The following is a 16,301-nucleotide window of genomic DNA, read 5'->3' on the forward strand; positions in this document are numbered from 1 at the left end:
TTCTACCCAATCATAATTTACCTACTGTCAATTTTCGCAAAGCTTTCCTATTATACAAGGAATTCAAAGTCCTGCAAACATTATTTTTTGGTTTATCCTGCGTCTATTCCGAAAACGCCACGAAAAAAATGTTCCAATGTTTCCGTGATTGTTTAATTGTTCATACTGTCACTAATAATAAGTGCAAGTTCATAAAAAAATAAGACAGAGGTGTGTCGATGATTTACGGAACTAAACTACTGGATACAGATATAGAGATTTTTATTGCAGCTTTGACCAAAACACCTGTCTACGTTTGGTCGTTAGATCCTTTAGGCGTTTATTATCAAGTCAGCTCAGGGATTATTGTCAAATATACGCCTGATGAAGTACGAATCCACAATGAGCAAGACGCATCAATTTCAAAATGGTATTCCCGCGAATCCAATGAATTCAGCATCAGTTTCTAACTAACGAAAAAACCGCCCTTCTCCCAAGTGGAAAGACGGTTTTTTCACGCGAGCTCAGTTCCATTCCATGTTGTTTTGTCCACTTGTCAACGTAGGTAAACACACATCAATGACCGTTCCTTCTCCTAAATGGCTCTGGATGGTCATTGTCCCTTTATGAGCCTCGACAATTTTAAAACACATCATCAACCCGAGACCTGTCCCCTTTTCCTTCGTCGTGTAAAATGGTTCCCCTAATTGCTTTAATCGATCATCCGGAATGCCACAGCCGTTGTCTTCTGTCCGAACCCTTATCCAATCGTCACCTTGCAGGGAAACCGTCAGTTTGATTTGCCCATCCTTCGCAATGGCTTCCATCGCATTTTTAACCAAATTAATAAATAATTGCTTCAAATGCATTTCCGAACAAACAAGCTGTGTGCTCTCCGTTTCAAATTCCAAGACAAGCTCAACATCGCATAACACGGCCTGCGTTTCGAGCAGTGCAGTAACCGATTGAAGAATATCCTTCAGATCGCTTTTTTTGTAATGAATCGCCTCCGGCTTGGCAATCACAAGGAATTCGCTGACAATAAAATTGATTCGATCTAATTCAGAGAGCATGATGTCAAAATAGTGCTGTTTCCCCTTTACATCATTTTGCAGCAGCTGCAAGAAGCCGCGAAGTGAAGTGAGGGGGTTTCTGATTTCGTGCGCTAATCCTGCGGCTAATTGCCCTGCGACAGATAGCTTATCCGATTTACGTAACAATTCCTCCGTTCGATTCCGTTCTGTGATGTCTCTTGAGATGCCGGCGAAGCCAATAATTTCGCCTTTTTCATTTTTGATCGGCGTTTTCGTTACGCTCACATGTACAAGCTGTCCATCCTTCCGCAATCTGACGGTCTCAAGTCCCGAAATCTGCTTACCAGCCTTCAGCATGTCATAGATTTCTTTGCGCTGTTCCTCCAGGAAATCAGGATAAATCGGCAGCGGCTTATTCAATAATTCATCTTGGTGCCAACCAAATATTTGCTCGTACGCCCCATTGACCAAAGTAACTCTTGCACGTAAATCAAGTACACAAATGGCATCTGTCGTATTGCTGATGAACGATTCAAGAAGATCTTTGGTCTCTCTAAGCTCTGTTTCCATACGTTTGCGTTCCGTAATATCCACACAGGATCCGATAACTTCAACAACGCGGCCATTTTCAAAAATCGGTCGCAAGGAAGTTAAGTATGTAATTCCACGAAAGGTCGCTTCATACATGACATTTTCCTCACCATTCCACGCCCTGCGGTAAAACGAATCCATATTAACAGCCATAGAATACGGCCAAATCTCATAGAGATGATTGCCAAGAATATTGGAAGGTTGAAATCCCAATCGATAGAGAAGCTCTCCGTCGCATAGCGTGTGAATAAACTTTCCTTGCATTTGCCTGAACTTCATCGTCATGCCTTGCTGCCTGCGTACTGTATCGTGTAGATCCTGTTGAGCAACCCGCAGGGATTCGCGATCTTTGTTATGCTGGGTGATGTCTCTGGCAATCACATAAATCCCTTCATTCATGCCATCAACGATGATGGGCACGTTCTTCAAGCCTAACTCAATCTGCTCACCGTTTTTATGCCTAACTCGGAGCATGTAATTATCGGACTTGGAGACGATGCTATCGATCCAATTATTTTCTTGATGTTCCTGCTTCCATAGGCGGTTAATGGACTGACCTACCATTTCTCGCTCTGTATACCCCAAAATCCTTTCCATCGCAGGATTCAGACTTTTAATCATCCCTTTAAGATCACAGGTGAGAATTCCGGCAGGATTATGCTCAATTAACGATTTATACCTCTGCTCACTCTCTGCAAGCTTCCGTTCCATTTCCGTTTTCTGTGAAAGATAATTGATTTGGGCCATATAATAAAACGGTTCATCTTGTGAATCTCTCATTAGAGAGATCCTGAATTCCACCCAGGCGATACTTCCATCTTTGCGAATCAATTTTTTCTCAAGTTGATAGAAGCTTGTATCACCAGAGAGCATTTGCTCGAAATAAGCTTCTAATTCCTCGGCTTCATCCTGTGGAAATATCGCGTGCAGCTCCCTATTGACTAACTCTTCCTCTGTATAGCCGGTTAAAGTGCATAAACTCGTATTCACTCTTATCCATAACCCGTTCAGCGAAATAATGGCGATACCCATCGTGGTGAATTCGAAAACTGCGGCAAAAGACGGTTCTGTGCTCGAAAGCAAACCCTGAATATTGTCGGGATCTGCACGGTTTGAACGATCCTGCGGATTATTGACCCTATTCATACGTTATCTCCTATCATAGATATGCATTGGATGGCTTTCAGTACCGATCGTTTTTTGAATTCGACAACTTGCATATTATTCCTTCTTTAGAAGCTGTTGGAACATAAATAGTTCGCGATATGTGACCTTGAGCGTAATTGTTATGTTAGAATGTAAGTGGTCGCACTATAATTTATCCGTTTGTACGAAGGAGGAATCACAACTTGCCAAACATCTGGACTCATCTCATATTCGGCCAAGAATTGCTGGCGCAACTGGGTCATGACCAAATGTTGAATGACAGACAACTGCGACAAGTTTTCTCCCTTGGTTGTCAAGGGCCGGACTTCTTGTTCTATCATAATTTTTTGCCTTGGAAAAAGGATACAACACTCAATCAATTAGGAAGTCTCATGCATGCGAAAAATTGCGGTCCGTTCCTAGAGGATTTACTCCGTCAAGTGCAAGGCCGCGGTTTGTATAATCCGGCAGTTGTTTATGTGCTTGGATTCATCACACACCATATTTTAGACCGTAACATGCATCCATATGTTTTCTATAAATCAGGTTTCAAAAAATGGGATCATCAACGATTTGAAATCATTATGGACACACTGATCGTCAAACACAAACGTGGAATTCAAACATGGAAAACACCGGTTTGGAAAGAAATTTATGTGGGTGATAAGCTGCCGCTTGGCGTTGTACCTGCTCTACTCCAAGCAACGGCTAACAACTACCCGGACATTACTACGAGCATAACGGAGAAAGACTGGAACGATGCATACTTCGATATGATTAAAGCGCAGCGCCTTTTTCACGATCCTAAAGGAATCAAGAGGGTATTAACCTTCGGTAAAATATCGCCGCTGGTTTATAAAAAGCGTGTGGCTCCGCTTGATTATTTAAACGAAGCCCACACGGTTTGGAACTGTCCGACATCGCTGGAAGAGACCTATACGCATAGCATCTGGGACTTGTGGAAAATGGCTATGGCAGATGGTGAAATCGTCCTTCAAGCGGCTATTCAAGTTTTGCTTAGAGGGTCGTCTGCCGACCTAGAAGCCTTTGTGGCCGTTCTAGGCAATCGCTCTTATGAAACCGGGAAAGACTGTGACAGCGGTCTGGAAATCACGCATGTGAAGCCCATGCTTTAAAGATTCGAATCGTCGACTTGGTCCAACCAATTCTCGATTTGGCCGATTACAGAAGCTACGCAGCCATCATGGAAAGGAGAGATCAAGTTCGCTACTTGAACAAGTTCCGTGAAGCTTTGGCTTCCTCCTTGCTGGCATAATCTTAAATAATCTTCCCAGGCTTGCTCCGGATTTTCATTTGCCCGTTTCCAGAACTGAAACGCACATACCTGCGCGAGCGTGTAGTCGATGTAGTAGAACGGGCTTTTGTAAATGTGTGGCTGCTGCTGCCAGAAGCCTCCTCTTTCCAAAAAGTCGTTATCTTCATAAACACGATGCGGCAAATATTTCCGCTCAATCTCGCGCCAAACAAGTTTACGCTCCACTGGCGTCAGTTCCGGCTGCTCATAGATGCGGTGTTGGAATTCATCAACCGCTACGCCATAAGGAATAAATAACAACGATTCGCTCAAATGTTTAAATTTATATTTATCCGTTTCTTCTTCGAAAAATAGTGACATCCAAGGCCAAGCCAGGAACTCCATGCTCATAGAATGGATTTCACAAGCCTCCAAGGTTGGAAAAACATATTCAGGCACTTGAAACTCTCTGGAGCTATACCCTTGGAAGGCATGGCCAACTTCATGCGTTAAGACATCGATGTCTCCTGAGGTACCGTTAAAATTCGAGAAAATAAATGGTGCTTGGTATGTACTAATATAAGAGCAGTAGCCTCCGACTCGTTTCCCCTTCTTCGCCACTAGATCCATCAAACCATTTTCGATCATAAATGTGAAAAATTCATCTGTTTCCGGCGACAATTCGGCATACATCTTCCGTGCTTGCTCGACAATCCAATCGGCATTCCCTTTGGGTGTCGCATTTCCGGACGGGAAGCCGAACTTATCATCGTAGTAATGAAGGGCGTCTACGCCGATTCTAGCTTTCTGCCGTTCCTTCAATTTCGTAGCCGCGGGTACAATATGTGCCAATACTTGATTGCGGAACGCTTCCACGTCCTTGGCATTATAATCGGAGCGGTTCATGCGCGCATAGGCCAGTTCTACAAAATTGCTGTATCCAAGTTTCTTAGCAATAGCCGTACGAACCTTTACCAACTGATCATAAAGGTCGTCCAATTTCGCTTCATTTTCGATAAAAAAGTTATATTTTACATCATTCGATTCTTTGCGGACATTTCGGTCTGTTGATAATTGAAAAGGGATCAGCTGTGATAAATTTCGTTCTTCTCCTGCATAAACCAGCTTTGCCGAAGCAAGCAGCTTGGAATATTCGCTGGCCAGTTTATTTTCTTGGACGAGATCTTCAACAATTTCCGGAGAGAAGGTTTTGAGCGATAAAGCAGCAATTCTGAACAATTGCTTGCCCCATTTGGCTTCCAGTTCAGCTCGATAGGCCGAATCGATCAACGCTTTGTAGAATTCAGTGATGGAACCTTGATATAAAGGTTCAATTTCATCTAAATATTCTTGTTCCGCTTTATAAAATTCATCCGTCGTATCCACGGTGTGCCGAATTCGTGCAATAGACTCCATAGACTCTTGCTCACTCCGAAGCTTGACGATAGCTTCCATCGCATGGTCCTGCTCCTCAAAAGAAGCTGCTTGCTTAAACTGTTCTAAAAGCTCTTTAAACGCCGCTTCAAATGTACTAAATTCGGGTCTTACATAAGTAAAGTCTTGAAATTTCATTGACTTCTCTCCCTCGCATTTTATTCAATGTAACGGCTACGTCTTCATTATCCCTCATATATTGGGGATTTGCCAATTAATTTCCTGACTCCCTAGCTCCTTAAGAAGCTTATTAACCTGCGAAAATGGCTTGCTGCCAAAAAAACCGCGATAAGAAGAAAGCGGACTTGGATGAACAGATTTTAGAATAAAGTGCCGATTTGTTTGAATGAGTCGCTCCTTAGCTTGGGCATGGTTTCCCCACAGGACAAAAATAACTGGCTGCTCCCGTGTATTCAGGGCCTCAATCACTTTGTCCGTAAAACGCTCCCATCCCTTCCCTTTATGGGAATTAGGTGTGTCTTCACGAACGGTTAACACCGTATTTAGGAGAAGTACGCCTTGCTCGGCCCATTTCACTAAATAACCGTTATTGGGAATAAAGCAGCCCAGATCGGACTGCAATTCTTTGTACATATTTTGTAAGGACGGCGGCGGTGTGATGCCCGGTTTAACGGAAAAACTGAGGCCATGCGCTTGGCCTTTTCCGTGATAAGGATCTTGTCCCAATATGACAACTTTCGTTGCTTCGTAGGAGGTTAAATGCAATGCATTCAGAACTTCATTTTGTTCGGGATAGATCGTTTTGTCTCGGTATTCTTCATTCAGAAACTCACATAATGCTTGGAAATAAGGCTCTTCGAATTCGGAGCCTACTACCTTAGCCCAATCGTTCGTTAAATCAAACACTTTTTGTGATCCCCCATTACTCTGTTTCCGTTCCGAGCTCTCCCGTATCGATGTTTCTCAATACAATACGTCCGTCTGCTGCTGTCCCGTCTGGAAGCACGAGCTTGAGTTTCGTCGTTTTCCCTTTTTGAACAAGTGCTTGCACCTGCGTATCGGTCAAATTCCGGCCAAAACTCTCCTTCCAGATGACAAACTTGCAGCCTTCCTTATAATGAGAGCACCCATACCCTTTACGCCCCATAAAAAGGGAGCCGCCGCAGCCCGGCCGCGGACAAGCTGCCAGGAATGAATTGGCACCGTCCAAAGGGCTGCTGTTGGCATCCGCCGATTTCTTGGACGCTGTTTTCGCCTTGGCGCTGCCCGAAGGAGCAGATGACTTCGCACGTGCCGCGGATCCTCTCTTGGTTCCCGCAGGAGCAGGCGTTTCACCTTCGAAGGCTGTTTTGGCAGCTCTGGGTTGCACGCGGACTTTGTCGACGATTAATGTCGCAAACCTTTTGACATTGTGCATAAACTGCTCGTCCGACGCTGTGCCGCGGGAGATCTCGTTCAGCCTGCGCTCCCATTGGCCCGTCATTTCCGGAGAAGTAAGCAGCTCGATGCCGGCTCCGCGAATGAGTTCGACGGCCATTCTGCCCTTTTGGGTAAGGACAATCTTTTTGCCCTGCATGTCGATATAGCCTACCTTCTTCAAACGTTCAATGGTTGCTGCGCGTGTCGCTGGCGTCCCGAGACCGGAATCTTTCATTGCATCGCGAAGCTCCTCGTCCTCAATCTGCTTGCCTGCGCTTTCCATCGCTTTAAGCAGCGTACCTTCGTTGAAATGCTTTGGCGGTTGAGTATCTTTCTCTTTGACAACAGCATCGCTGCAAACAACTTGACCTTGCGCATCGATGGAGAAGGGTTCGCTGACTTCAACCTCTTCGTCTTCTTCGTCTTCCTTCTCTTTGCCTTTGGAGCTTTTGGGCTTTTCTTTTTTCTGATCGGCATAAATGACCTTCCAGCCCAAGTGGAGAAGTTCTTTCACCGTCGTCTTGAACATCTCTTGCTCGACCTCGGTCATCACCGTGTGAACCTTATATTCGGCAGGCGGATAAAATTGCGATAAAAAACGTCTCACGATCAAATCGTACAATTTCTGCTCATCCGGCGTGAGTCCAGATGCCTTACGATTCGTTGGCAGAATCGCATGATGATCTTCCACTTTAGATGGATTGCAAATATTTTTATTGTTTTTATGCACCAGATTGCGATTAGCTCCCTGTACAAGGTCATGATACGCGGTTCCTTGCAAAGCGGATAGCGACTTGTGCATTTCCGGAATATTTTGCTCGGTGACATAGTTGGAATTCGTTCTCGGATACGAAATGACCTTATGTTTCTCATAAAGCGACTGAGCGGTATCGAGCGTTTTCTTGGCCGAAAAAGCATATTTCCCATTCGCCTCGCGCTGCAGCAGCGTTAAATCATACAATTTAAAGGGGTATTCCTTCGTTTCCTTTACTTCATAGGAAATAATGCGTGCCGGTTTCCCCTTCACCTTGGCCGCTAATGCCTCCACTTTCGGTTGGTCCGTTAAGCGTTCGCCCTGCCACATGCCTCTATACGTGGTATCGCCTTGTGTGAAGTAACCCTCCAGCTCGTAAAATTTGAGTGAGGAAAAGGCTTCTATTTGTTTCTGACGATCGTAAATGAGCGCAAGGACCGGTGTTTGAACGCGACCTACTGAAAGCAGGACATTATGCTTTGTTGTAAAAGCACGCGAGCCATTCATGCCGATTAACCAATCGGCTTCACTTCGGGAACGTGCAGCACGGGTCAGATTCTCATATTCGGATCCGTCTTTCAACGTAGCGAAGCCATTGCGGATCGTTTCCGACGTTAAGTCCGAAATCCAAAGCCGCTTCACCGGCTGCTTCAGTCCTAAATGCCGCTGAATCAAAGAGAAAATATGCTGGCCCTCCCGTCCCGCATCGCAGGCATTGACGAGTTGATTACACTTTTTCGCAAGTTCAGCAATTACCTTCAGTTGATCATACGTCCGCGGATTGGGAATCAACTTAAATTCATCAGGAATGATCGGCAGATGGCTTATGTTCCATTTTTTATATTTCTCATCATATTGATCTGGTTCAGCCAACTCGATTAAGTGTCCGATCGCCCAGGTGATAATGTACTGCTCACCCTCCAGATAGGACCTAAGATTTTTGGCTTTAGGTTCTATTGCGGCGGCTATATTTCGCCCCATGTCCGGTTTTTCCGCAATAATAAGTGTCTTCAAAAGAGTATCGCTCCTTACTCATTCTTTCTAAATGGATCTCATCTATCGACTCAGTGTATCCCACTTTATAAGCGTCTGCAATATGGCAAAGGTTCAATTTTCAACTTTTATTTAAGCCAATTTGCTCGAAATAGCGTTGATTATGAATAACGGAAGGGTGTTTGGGATTGTATGAATAAGATATATCATGATGGAATTTCGCCTTATCCAGCTTGCCGATCCGGTCGTAACACAAACAAAGCTGAACATGCGGCAGCCACGTCCAGGACGAGTGATCCATAAAGCCCATCGATTCCTTTGGCTTGGTAAACTGTGTTGCGGACTCATACCAATAGATCGCTTGTAAATAATCTTGCTCCCCCAGAAAAATAGACCCGATCCGGCAGCAGCAATCTGCGCGAGGCATATCGAATTCAAATGATCTGAACAAAGCCATGAGCTGTTCATCTCTCTTACCTAAATGGCTGTAACAAGTCGCCAAATGAAGAGAAGCAGCAATTTTATCTTCCAACCAGCCGTCTGGCGATTGAAGGAAATCTTCATAATACGTCACAGCTTCCTCATAATGCCCATGTTCTCTGCATTCGTTAGCATAATAAAACTGATCACGTAAACTAAACGTCTCTCCTCCGGCAAGTTTCTTCCGATAGATTTGTAAATTGCGATCTGTATGCAGCTTATCTTTCCGGTGTGTGACCGCTATTTCACTATGGAGAATGGATCCGCTTGCCGCTAAATATTCATGCACAGCGCCATTCCATTGAAACTGGCAATCTCGGCGAACTAGCCGGTTTCTGCGCAGACTATACGTCACATTCTGATCCTCATCAAAGCTGAGGTTATAATTCATCGACACGCGATCCACAAGCGGCTCCAGCGTCTGAATCAATTCGAGAAATAGCAGCCGATCTTTCTCCGTCAGTGTATCATCAGCATCCAACCATAGAATGTACTGCTTCGTTGCTTTGGAAAAAGCAAAGTTTCTGGCTGCAGCAAAATCATCCACCCAAGCAAAATCATAAATTCGGTCGGTATATCTGGCAGCAATTTCCTTCGTCCTATCCGTAGAGCCCGTATCGACAATTATAATTTCATCGGCAATACCCCGCACGGAATGGAGACATATTGGAAGTGCGTTTTCTTCATTTTTGACAATGAGACATAAACTGACTGTGATCTTGCGTTCATCGGCGTTCACCCCAATGCTGCTTTGCCTATAGGCGTCAACACCGGCCAATTCTGACTTGCGATAAATATGATAGGCGGGAAAATGAGTGTCCACGTAGAGTGAGAAGCCCAAGGCTCGTGCGCGAATGCAGAAGTGCCGGTCTTCCCCCCAGAATGATAAATTAGGGATTTCCGCAAAACGTACACCGGCTTGAATGGCTTTGCGGCTGATCAAGGTGCACGCTCCAAGCCCGCCAACCTCATAAATACCCGGGATTCTCAGTTGAGCGAAGAACTGCCAAGTCCGCCTAGCCGACTCCTCATCGGATAAGGATTCCTGTCTGCCTTTGGGATACAGCGTATACTGGTCGCTCAACCAAACTTGGGGCATTTCCATCGTATCAGGCTGCCATTTCGTCCAAAAAATGTTGGCAATAATGTCTTTGTTCGCCGAGACAAGCTGCTCAAGCGTGTGCGGGTGTAGAACGAGATCGGAGTCAATCAGAAAGACATAATCGAATTTCTTTTCCAACGCATATGAAAGGATAGTGTCCTTCATCCCGGCTACTTTCCAAATCGTATCCTCCGGCCAATAGTGAGTGAATTCATCCTTCTCATAGGTTTGGGCATGTTTCTCTTCATTGTAAATGGATGTCCGGCCATATTTCGCTTGAAAATCAAGCAGTAATTGCTGTGAAGCTTCTACCTCGTTATCGTCGACGAATAAATAGCTCACCGTAAAGTTTTTGCGCTCAAGTTCAGCAAGTGAAGCGAGAAAAGGTGTAAGAATTTCAGGTATTTGGCGAATGGGGCTTCCAATCAGAACACGCTTTTTAGGACTCAAAGTGCCTTCTCCTCTCGGCGGAGATTAGCAAAATAAGCTTTATTATGCAAAATGCTCGGATGAGTCGGGTTGTAGACATAGGCGATCTCATTATGCAGCTCCGCTTTCTGCTTCTGTCCCATTCGGTCATAACACAAGCAGAGGTGCAAGTGCGGCATCCACGTCCAAGCCGCATGATCAACCATACCGGCATAGTCGGTTGGCTCTCCTAACGAAGTTGCTTTCTGAAACCAATAGATCGCAAGTTCCAACTTATTGTCTTCGTAGAAGAAGTTTCCCACCCGACAACACATCTCCGCTCTTGGTTTCCCGTGAAGTAAGGTTCTAAACCAAGTCCTCAGCTGCATCTGCCGATTCGTTAGATTGCCGTAACAATCTCCCATCTTCAGGCAAGCGGCAAAACAATCCTCGCGCCATCCCTGTTTGGTAGCAAGAAAACGTTCGTAATACGTAACCGCTTTTTCATGAAGACCATGATCTTTAAGCTCATTAGCAAAGTAGTACAGATCTCGTGGGGAAAAAGATTCATTCTCTGACTCGCGTTTTTGATATATCCGCAAATTCCGGTCGGTATACGCCTTATCCTTCTTATGGGTAACGGCAATATCCGAGTGAATCACGTTACCGCTGACGATCAGCACTTCATGCACGGGACCTTCCCAACGAAACCCTGCTGCCCGTCTGACTAACCGGTTACGTTTAAGGCTCGTTGTTACATTATGATCGGCATCAAAAGCTAAATGATATGGCATCATCACACTGTCAACGGAAGGATCCAAGTCCTCTTTAAGCGCTTTGAATTTCAGTCGATCTGTCTCTTCAAACTCGTCATCCGCATCCAGCCATAAGAGATAGTCCTTAGTCGCTTTAGAAAAAGCAAAGTTCCTGGCCTCAGCGAAATGATCCTTCCATGTCAAATCATAGATAAATTCCGTAAAAGCGGAAGCTATCTCCTTGGTCCTATCCGTAGAACCGGTGTCTATGATAATGATTTCATCCGCTACTTCTCTTACAGAGTGAAGACAGCGGTGAAGGGACTGCTCCTCATTTTTGACAATCATACATAAACTAATCGTTATCAATTGGCTATTCCTCCCAAATCACAAGGTTGGGATGTTCATCCAGAATGGAATCATACTGCTCTTTCCAGCCATATTGGGCATTCGGATCAAGTCGCATATACCGCTCATATTTCTCGATCCTGTCTTCCGGTTTCGCCCATCCGAAGTGCTTGATTCTGGCAGGGTGGCATAAATAGGAAAAATGGTTGATCGTGGCCGGGAAGCGGCCGCAGTGCTGAGGCGTTTCTTTCCAGAGATATGGAAAATCCGGTTTATACCTGATCAGGAAAGGACGGTAGTAATGATGGGCGCTCCAGTAAGCATCATCCCGATAACTGGTTTCGCTCCACATATCGTACAGCCGAAAATAGATGGCATCCTGCTCACAATGACTCAGCAAGACACGCACTTGATTGGCAAATTGATCCTCCAGCAGCTCATCTCCATCCAGATTCAGGATCCATTCCGGGTTGGTTTGCACTGTCGCTTCCCATTGCTGCTTCCTTAGCTGCACCTCATTGGCAAAACGCGATTCAGGATTGCGAATCAACTGCAAAGGGATGCCGGACAAAAGCTCTTCACAAATCTCTGAAGTATCATCTGTACTTCCGTCATCAATGATGACTGCTTCATCAATCCAGTCGCGATGCTGGAGTAGTGCCTTGCGCAAATAGCGGTGGCTTTCGTTTTTTACAACCATGGAAAGTGTCAATTTACTCATGGCGCAGCCCCGCAACGCAAAAGATTTCATGCCCGTGCCCGTTGGACTGAAGTCCAACCATCATCCTCGTCTTATCTTGCAGCTGATAAATAAGCGGACATGGCTGCATGTGATCATCCCTTCTTTCATGTAATTGAAGGTGTGCGCATATCTATGGCCATAAGTGAATAAACCGGAGGTGCCTTTGAATGAGCCGCCCTACAGTTTCGCTGTATCCATAGTCCGCTTCATTCAATCGGGTAAAATGCCCCCTTCTATGCTGTATAAACTGAAATATGCCATCCTCTTTAACACTGGGAGCATCGATGGCGCATGGCCCGGTATCGAGAAAGCTATTGCCTTGTATCCCGATTATGTCGATCTTCATTTTTATAAAGGTGTTATTTGCTATTTGAAGGGGTGGTACGCTGCGGCAATTGACGTTTTTCGGCATTGCATTGAGTCGGGGGACATGACAGGGCAACATCTGACTTTGCGAGGTACAGGCAGCTTTCATGCCTACTATTATTTAGGTTTATGCTGGGAAAAATTAGGAAATAACCTAGAGGCAATAAACGCCTATGAAAAGGCCTATGAGCTGTCCCCGACCTATACCCTTGCCGGCGATGCGCTTAACAGGCTGAAGGAAATCGAAACCTAGTATATCCAGATTACGAATCCAACCAGCACGAAAAACACTCACGGCCTCCCGAGAATGTCATCTCGTGCTGTCGTTATTTCAACAAAAATTTCGCATACTTTAACGGAGTTTCATATGTTTTATAAAAAGTTGTATGCATTTTCGCTTTTCTGAAGGAATAACGCTGATCTCTTCCGTTCACTTCAATGAACTTGATGCCTCCGCTTTGATCAACACCTACATCAAGCCCAAGATCAGCCATGTGAGGCAGACTACTGCCTAGATGCCTCGCTATCGCTAACGATGCTTGATGTATTTCCTCCGTAATGTGTGCGGCATTAAACCCGCTCGACTTAAAAAGCTCCTCGCAGCGCTTCACTTGGCCCCCTTTGGCTACATTGGTCACATGACGGCCTCTAGCCGCGACTTTGCCCACGATGCCTGTGATCTGCCATTGTCCGTTCTCACTTCGCTGCACAGATACCCTGATGTCATAAGGCCTGCCTTTGTATGTCGCTAAAGGTATGGCTTCTTGAATCATATACCTTTGTTTGCGAACTTTTTTATTAATTAAAAGTATGGCCCGCTCCCGGGATACAAGCTTAGGTTTGCTGAAAACACCATGCAGTTTCCAAGCTCCGCCTGCTTGCTTTGAAGCTTTCATGATGCCGTTCCCTACACTGCTGTTCGTTGGTTTAATAAAGAGTGAGGTAATCTTGGACATGGCCAACTCCAACTGTTTGCGCGTGTATTTCGTAGACTCCGGCAAATACTTGCGGAGATGTGCATTCTTATGAATGAGATGATGAATGAGATGTTTGTCATAGCGATTTTGCCTATTAAATACGTAACTATGGCGTGATAGCTGGTTTAATTTATTTTTCAAATATGGCGTTAAGGTTATGGCGCGGTTATGTGTGACACGAGGAATATTCCTCCGGACAAGCTTGTATTTATGATTGGTGTAAAAATAACCCAAAGCTGATTTCCTGTTCACATACCTCAAACACATATAGAAAGGCTTGATTCCCCACTTGCTGCCTGCTCGATCATACAACGCTATACGTTCGTTCCCGGTTCTTCCCTTTGCAATCCCCTTGTACGTTTTTAAGTCAAGTAAGACACCTACCGTCGTTCGCACCTAAACTCCACCACCATTCGCAAATAAGAATATTGTCAGTGTATGTCTCTCTGTTAGCGAGTAACACGGTAAATACCTAAGCGCGAACGAAAAGTATGAAGGAATTATTTAACATTCGTCGAATGTAGACGAAGTAGAAGCAAGACGTGAGCACGCTAACCCGGGACTAAGCTTTGCTCTCATAGAAATAATGCTGCGCCAGAATACGATCGCTCAATTCGATAATGCCATAGGAATATTGAGGCTGTCTTCTTTTATCCGTTGGCGAGCCCGGGTTAAACATCAGGATCCCATCAACAGTTTGATGATAAGGAACATGAGAATGCCCGAAAATGATGATGTCCGGCTGCTCTTCCCGGAATGCCTCCCGGGCTCTTTCCTCTGTCGTCTTACGGAAGCCGTCACCGTGAATAAGGCCGATTCGATATTTCCCGGCGGTCACGATTTTTTTTAAACCAAACCGCTCTATCATGTCGTGACCGTCGTTATTCCCGGCCACAGCCTCGCATGGAGCAATTTGCTCTACGAGATCGACGACATGCTCACTCACCCAATCTCCTGCGTGCAGAATCAGGTCAACACCTTTTAATCCTGCTACTAGCGCATCCGGCAGTTTAAGTACCCTCGCAGATAGATGCGTATCGGAAATAACACCAATTCGCATAAAATCACTCCTTTTTCCACATATGCTCCTATTTTCTCATTCGACAGACGGAACTGCAAATACAAGGCAGAATTAGGAGCAGACTAAGGTAATTGAATCATGAAGAGATAGATTTCTTGAAAATTCGATGTTTACAGATCAGTTTGATACAATATTGCTGAAGTCTACGCCAAGGGGGACACCGATGATGAAAGATCCCATCGTCATACAGAACAAATTAAGAGAAGCTATGGGGCATCTCGAGAAAAGGTTCATGGAGCGTGAAGAACTCATCCGAGTCTTGCTCCTTGCGATCATGAGCGGTGAACATGTCCTATTGGTCGGACCTCCCGGTTCGGCGAAATCGCAGCTGGCCCGAGCTGCAGCAGAATTATTCGGCAATGAGCCCTATTACGATTATTTATTGACTCGCTTTACGACGCCAGACGAGCTATTCGGCCCAGTCTCTTTGCAAAAATTAAAACAAGATGAGTACAGTCGCCTCACGGAAGGATATCTGCCTAGCGCACGTTTCGCCTTCCTGGATGAAATATTCAAAGCAAACAGCGCGATTCTTAACTCGCTCTTATCGATATTAAATGAGCGCGTTTTCTTCAACGGACGTCTGAAACAGCCGTCACCTCTGTTATTTTTAATGGCGGCCTCCAACGAATTGCCTGAAGATAACGAGCAGCTGGCTGCACTTTACGATCGCTTTTTGTTCCGCTTTGAAGTCGAGTATGTCAAGCAAATTTCCAGCTTTGAACTGATGTTTCACGCGCCGAAATCGCCTCTTCCCACACTGCTTTCAACAGAGTTGATCAACCAATTGGGATCACAAGCGATGGATGTGCAATTGCCGGATGCTTTGATTTACATGCTCTTCCAGTTGAAAACAGCCCTTCAAGAGAAAGAATACGTGCTCTCCGATCGGCGTTGGAATAAAATAGGACATACTTGGAAAATTTCAGCCGCTATTCACGGACGAAGCACCGTTGGCGTTTGGGACACCGTCCTCACTCCGCACATGCTTTGGGATTTTCCAGAGGATTTGCCTGAAGTTAAAGCGGTTTTTGATACGTTATTTCAAGATATGCTCAAACGCGAGATGGAACAGGAGCTTCCCCTGCAGCAGTACAATATGACGGTTAAAAAATGGCTGGACAAGGAAGATGAGCTTCATGCCTTCCAATTCAAAAAAGAAATCGGCGGTTCCTTATCCAAAGACGCCGCTGAACGCCTGAAGGGCAGCCTGGAAGAATGCCGCACGGAGCTTGAGGATACAGCACGCAGTTTACGAGGCAGACTTGTCTCTTGGCAGGAAAAAGAAAAGAAATTGCCCGAATGGATTGCTTCACAATCCATTTTCCTGCAGCATCCCGAACAGTATGCCGTCAAATTTACGCACCTTCGCATCCAGGGTGAACGCATTCTACAATCCATTCAAGGTTTATATCGCACATTGTTTGACCGTGAAATTCCGGGAATCGTGTACGACTATACCCTATAAGAGGTTAC

At 45.2% G+C, this 16,301-nt stretch carries 13 protein-coding genes; 4 read left to right on the forward strand and 9 right to left on the reverse strand.

Going from position 1 to position 16,301, the window contains the following annotated elements; genetic code table 11:
* Positions 1-218 precede the first annotated feature (218 nt).
* Positions 219-449, forward strand: coding sequence for a hypothetical protein (locus AC3WTJ_RS07215; protein ID WP_157326617.1), 231 nt, complete (start codon positions 219-221; stop codon positions 447-449).
* 54 nt (positions 450-503) lie between these two features.
* On the opposite strand, the gene AC3WTJ_RS07220 is transcribed toward AC3WTJ_RS07215, so the two are convergent.
* Positions 504-2,750, reverse strand: coding sequence for a PAS domain S-box protein (locus AC3WTJ_RS07220; RefSeq protein WP_492521256.1), 2,247 nt, complete (start codon positions 2,748-2,750; stop codon positions 504-506).
* A 203-nt stretch (positions 2,751-2,953) separates the two neighbouring features.
* Between AC3WTJ_RS07220 and AC3WTJ_RS07225 the strand changes: the two genes are divergently transcribed.
* The gene (locus AC3WTJ_RS07225; RefSeq protein WP_492521257.1) at positions 2,954-3,886 is read left to right on the forward strand and encodes a zinc dependent phospholipase C family protein; all 933 of its coding nucleotides are present in this window, start codon (positions 2,954-2,956) and stop codon (positions 3,884-3,886) included.
* Here AC3WTJ_RS07225 and AC3WTJ_RS07230 read toward each other — a convergent pair.
* The 6 genes from AC3WTJ_RS07230 to AC3WTJ_RS07255 form a co-directional block, all read right to left on the reverse strand.
* Entirely contained in the window at positions 3,883-5,577 is a 1,695-nt protein-coding gene (locus tag AC3WTJ_RS07230; RefSeq protein WP_492521258.1) for a M3 family oligoendopeptidase, read from the reverse strand. The two genes, AC3WTJ_RS07225 and AC3WTJ_RS07230, sit on opposite strands and share 4 nt — an antisense overlap.
* A 54-nt stretch (positions 5,578-5,631) precedes the next feature.
* On the reverse strand, positions 5,632-6,306 hold the full coding sequence (locus tag AC3WTJ_RS07235) for a uracil-DNA glycosylase (RefSeq protein ID WP_492521259.1): 675 nt from the start codon (positions 6,304-6,306) through the stop codon (positions 5,632-5,634).
* 16 nt (positions 6,307-6,322) lie between these two features.
* On the reverse strand, positions 6,323-8,587 hold the full coding sequence (locus AC3WTJ_RS07240) for a type IA DNA topoisomerase (protein WP_492521260.1): 2,265 nt from the start codon (positions 8,585-8,587) through the stop codon (positions 6,323-6,325).
* 100 nt (positions 8,588-8,687) lie between these two features.
* Positions 8,688-10,598: a glycosyltransferase gene (locus AC3WTJ_RS07245; RefSeq protein ID WP_492521261.1), complete on the reverse strand. Its 1,911-nt coding sequence runs from the start codon at positions 10,596-10,598 to the stop codon at positions 8,688-8,690.
* Positions 10,595-11,680 (reverse strand): glycosyltransferase, encoded by a 1,086-nt coding sequence (locus AC3WTJ_RS07250; protein WP_492521262.1) that lies wholly within the window; start codon positions 11,678-11,680, stop codon positions 10,595-10,597. The genes AC3WTJ_RS07245 and AC3WTJ_RS07250 overlap by 4 nt, the downstream gene beginning before the upstream one ends.
* A gap of 4 nt (positions 11,681-11,684) precedes the next feature.
* Positions 11,685-12,380 carry a glycosyltransferase gene (locus tag AC3WTJ_RS07255; RefSeq protein WP_492521263.1) on the reverse strand — a complete coding sequence of 232 codons (696 nt, stop codon included), beginning with the start codon at positions 12,378-12,380 and terminating at the stop codon, positions 11,685-11,687.
* Positions 12,381-12,564: 184 nt separating this feature from the next.
* Between AC3WTJ_RS07255 and AC3WTJ_RS07260 the strand changes: the two genes are divergently transcribed.
* Positions 12,565-13,020, forward strand: a complete 456-nt coding sequence (locus tag AC3WTJ_RS07260) for a tetratricopeptide repeat protein (RefSeq protein WP_492521264.1) — start codon at positions 12,565-12,567, stop codon at positions 13,018-13,020.
* Positions 13,021-13,093: 73 nt separating this feature from the next.
* Here AC3WTJ_RS07260 and AC3WTJ_RS07265 read toward each other — a convergent pair whose 3' ends face one another.
* Together AC3WTJ_RS07265 and AC3WTJ_RS07270 are read right to left on the reverse strand one after the other, a co-directional pair.
* Positions 13,094-14,140, reverse strand: a complete 1,047-nt coding sequence (locus AC3WTJ_RS07265; protein WP_492521265.1) for a YheC/YheD family endospore coat-associated protein — start codon at positions 14,138-14,140, stop codon at positions 13,094-13,096.
* 166 nt (positions 14,141-14,306) lie between these two features.
* Complete coding sequence (locus AC3WTJ_RS07270) at positions 14,307-14,804, reverse strand: metallophosphoesterase family protein (RefSeq protein WP_492521266.1); 498 nt, start codon at positions 14,802-14,804, stop codon at positions 14,307-14,309.
* 187 nt (positions 14,805-14,991) lie between these two features.
* Between AC3WTJ_RS07270 and AC3WTJ_RS07275 the strand changes: the two genes are divergently transcribed.
* Positions 14,992-16,293: an AAA family ATPase gene (locus AC3WTJ_RS07275; protein ID WP_492521657.1), complete on the forward strand. Its 1,302-nt coding sequence runs from the start codon at positions 14,992-14,994 to the stop codon at positions 16,291-16,293.
* The last annotated feature ends 8 nt before the right edge of the window (positions 16,294-16,301 follow it).

It is taken from the genome of Paenibacillus sp. FW101-FHT12H11 (assembly GCF_058790355.1).

Excerpts from the sequence above, each read along its gene's own strand:
- AC3WTJ_RS07255 (WP_492521263.1), bottom strand. The coding sequence starts at position 12,380 with ATGAGTAAATTGACACTTTCCATGGTTGTAAAAAACGAAAGCCACCGC.
- AC3WTJ_RS07275 (WP_492521657.1), top strand. The coding sequence starts at position 14,992 with ATGAAAGATCCCATCGTCATACAGAACAAATTAAGAGAAGCTATGGGG.
- AC3WTJ_RS07220 (WP_492521256.1), bottom strand. The coding sequence starts at position 2,750 with ATGAATAGGGTCAATAATCCGCAGGATCGTTCAAACCGTGCAGATCCC.
- AC3WTJ_RS07215 (WP_157326617.1), top strand. The coding sequence starts at position 219 with ATGATTTACGGAACTAAACTACTGGATACAGATATAGAGATTTTTATT.
- AC3WTJ_RS07270 (WP_492521266.1), bottom strand. The coding sequence starts at position 14,804 with ATGCGAATTGGTGTTATTTCCGATACGCATCTATCTGCGAGGGTACTT.
- AC3WTJ_RS07230 (WP_492521258.1), bottom strand. The coding sequence starts at position 5,577 with ATGAAATTTCAAGACTTTACTTATGTAAGACCCGAATTTAGTACATTT.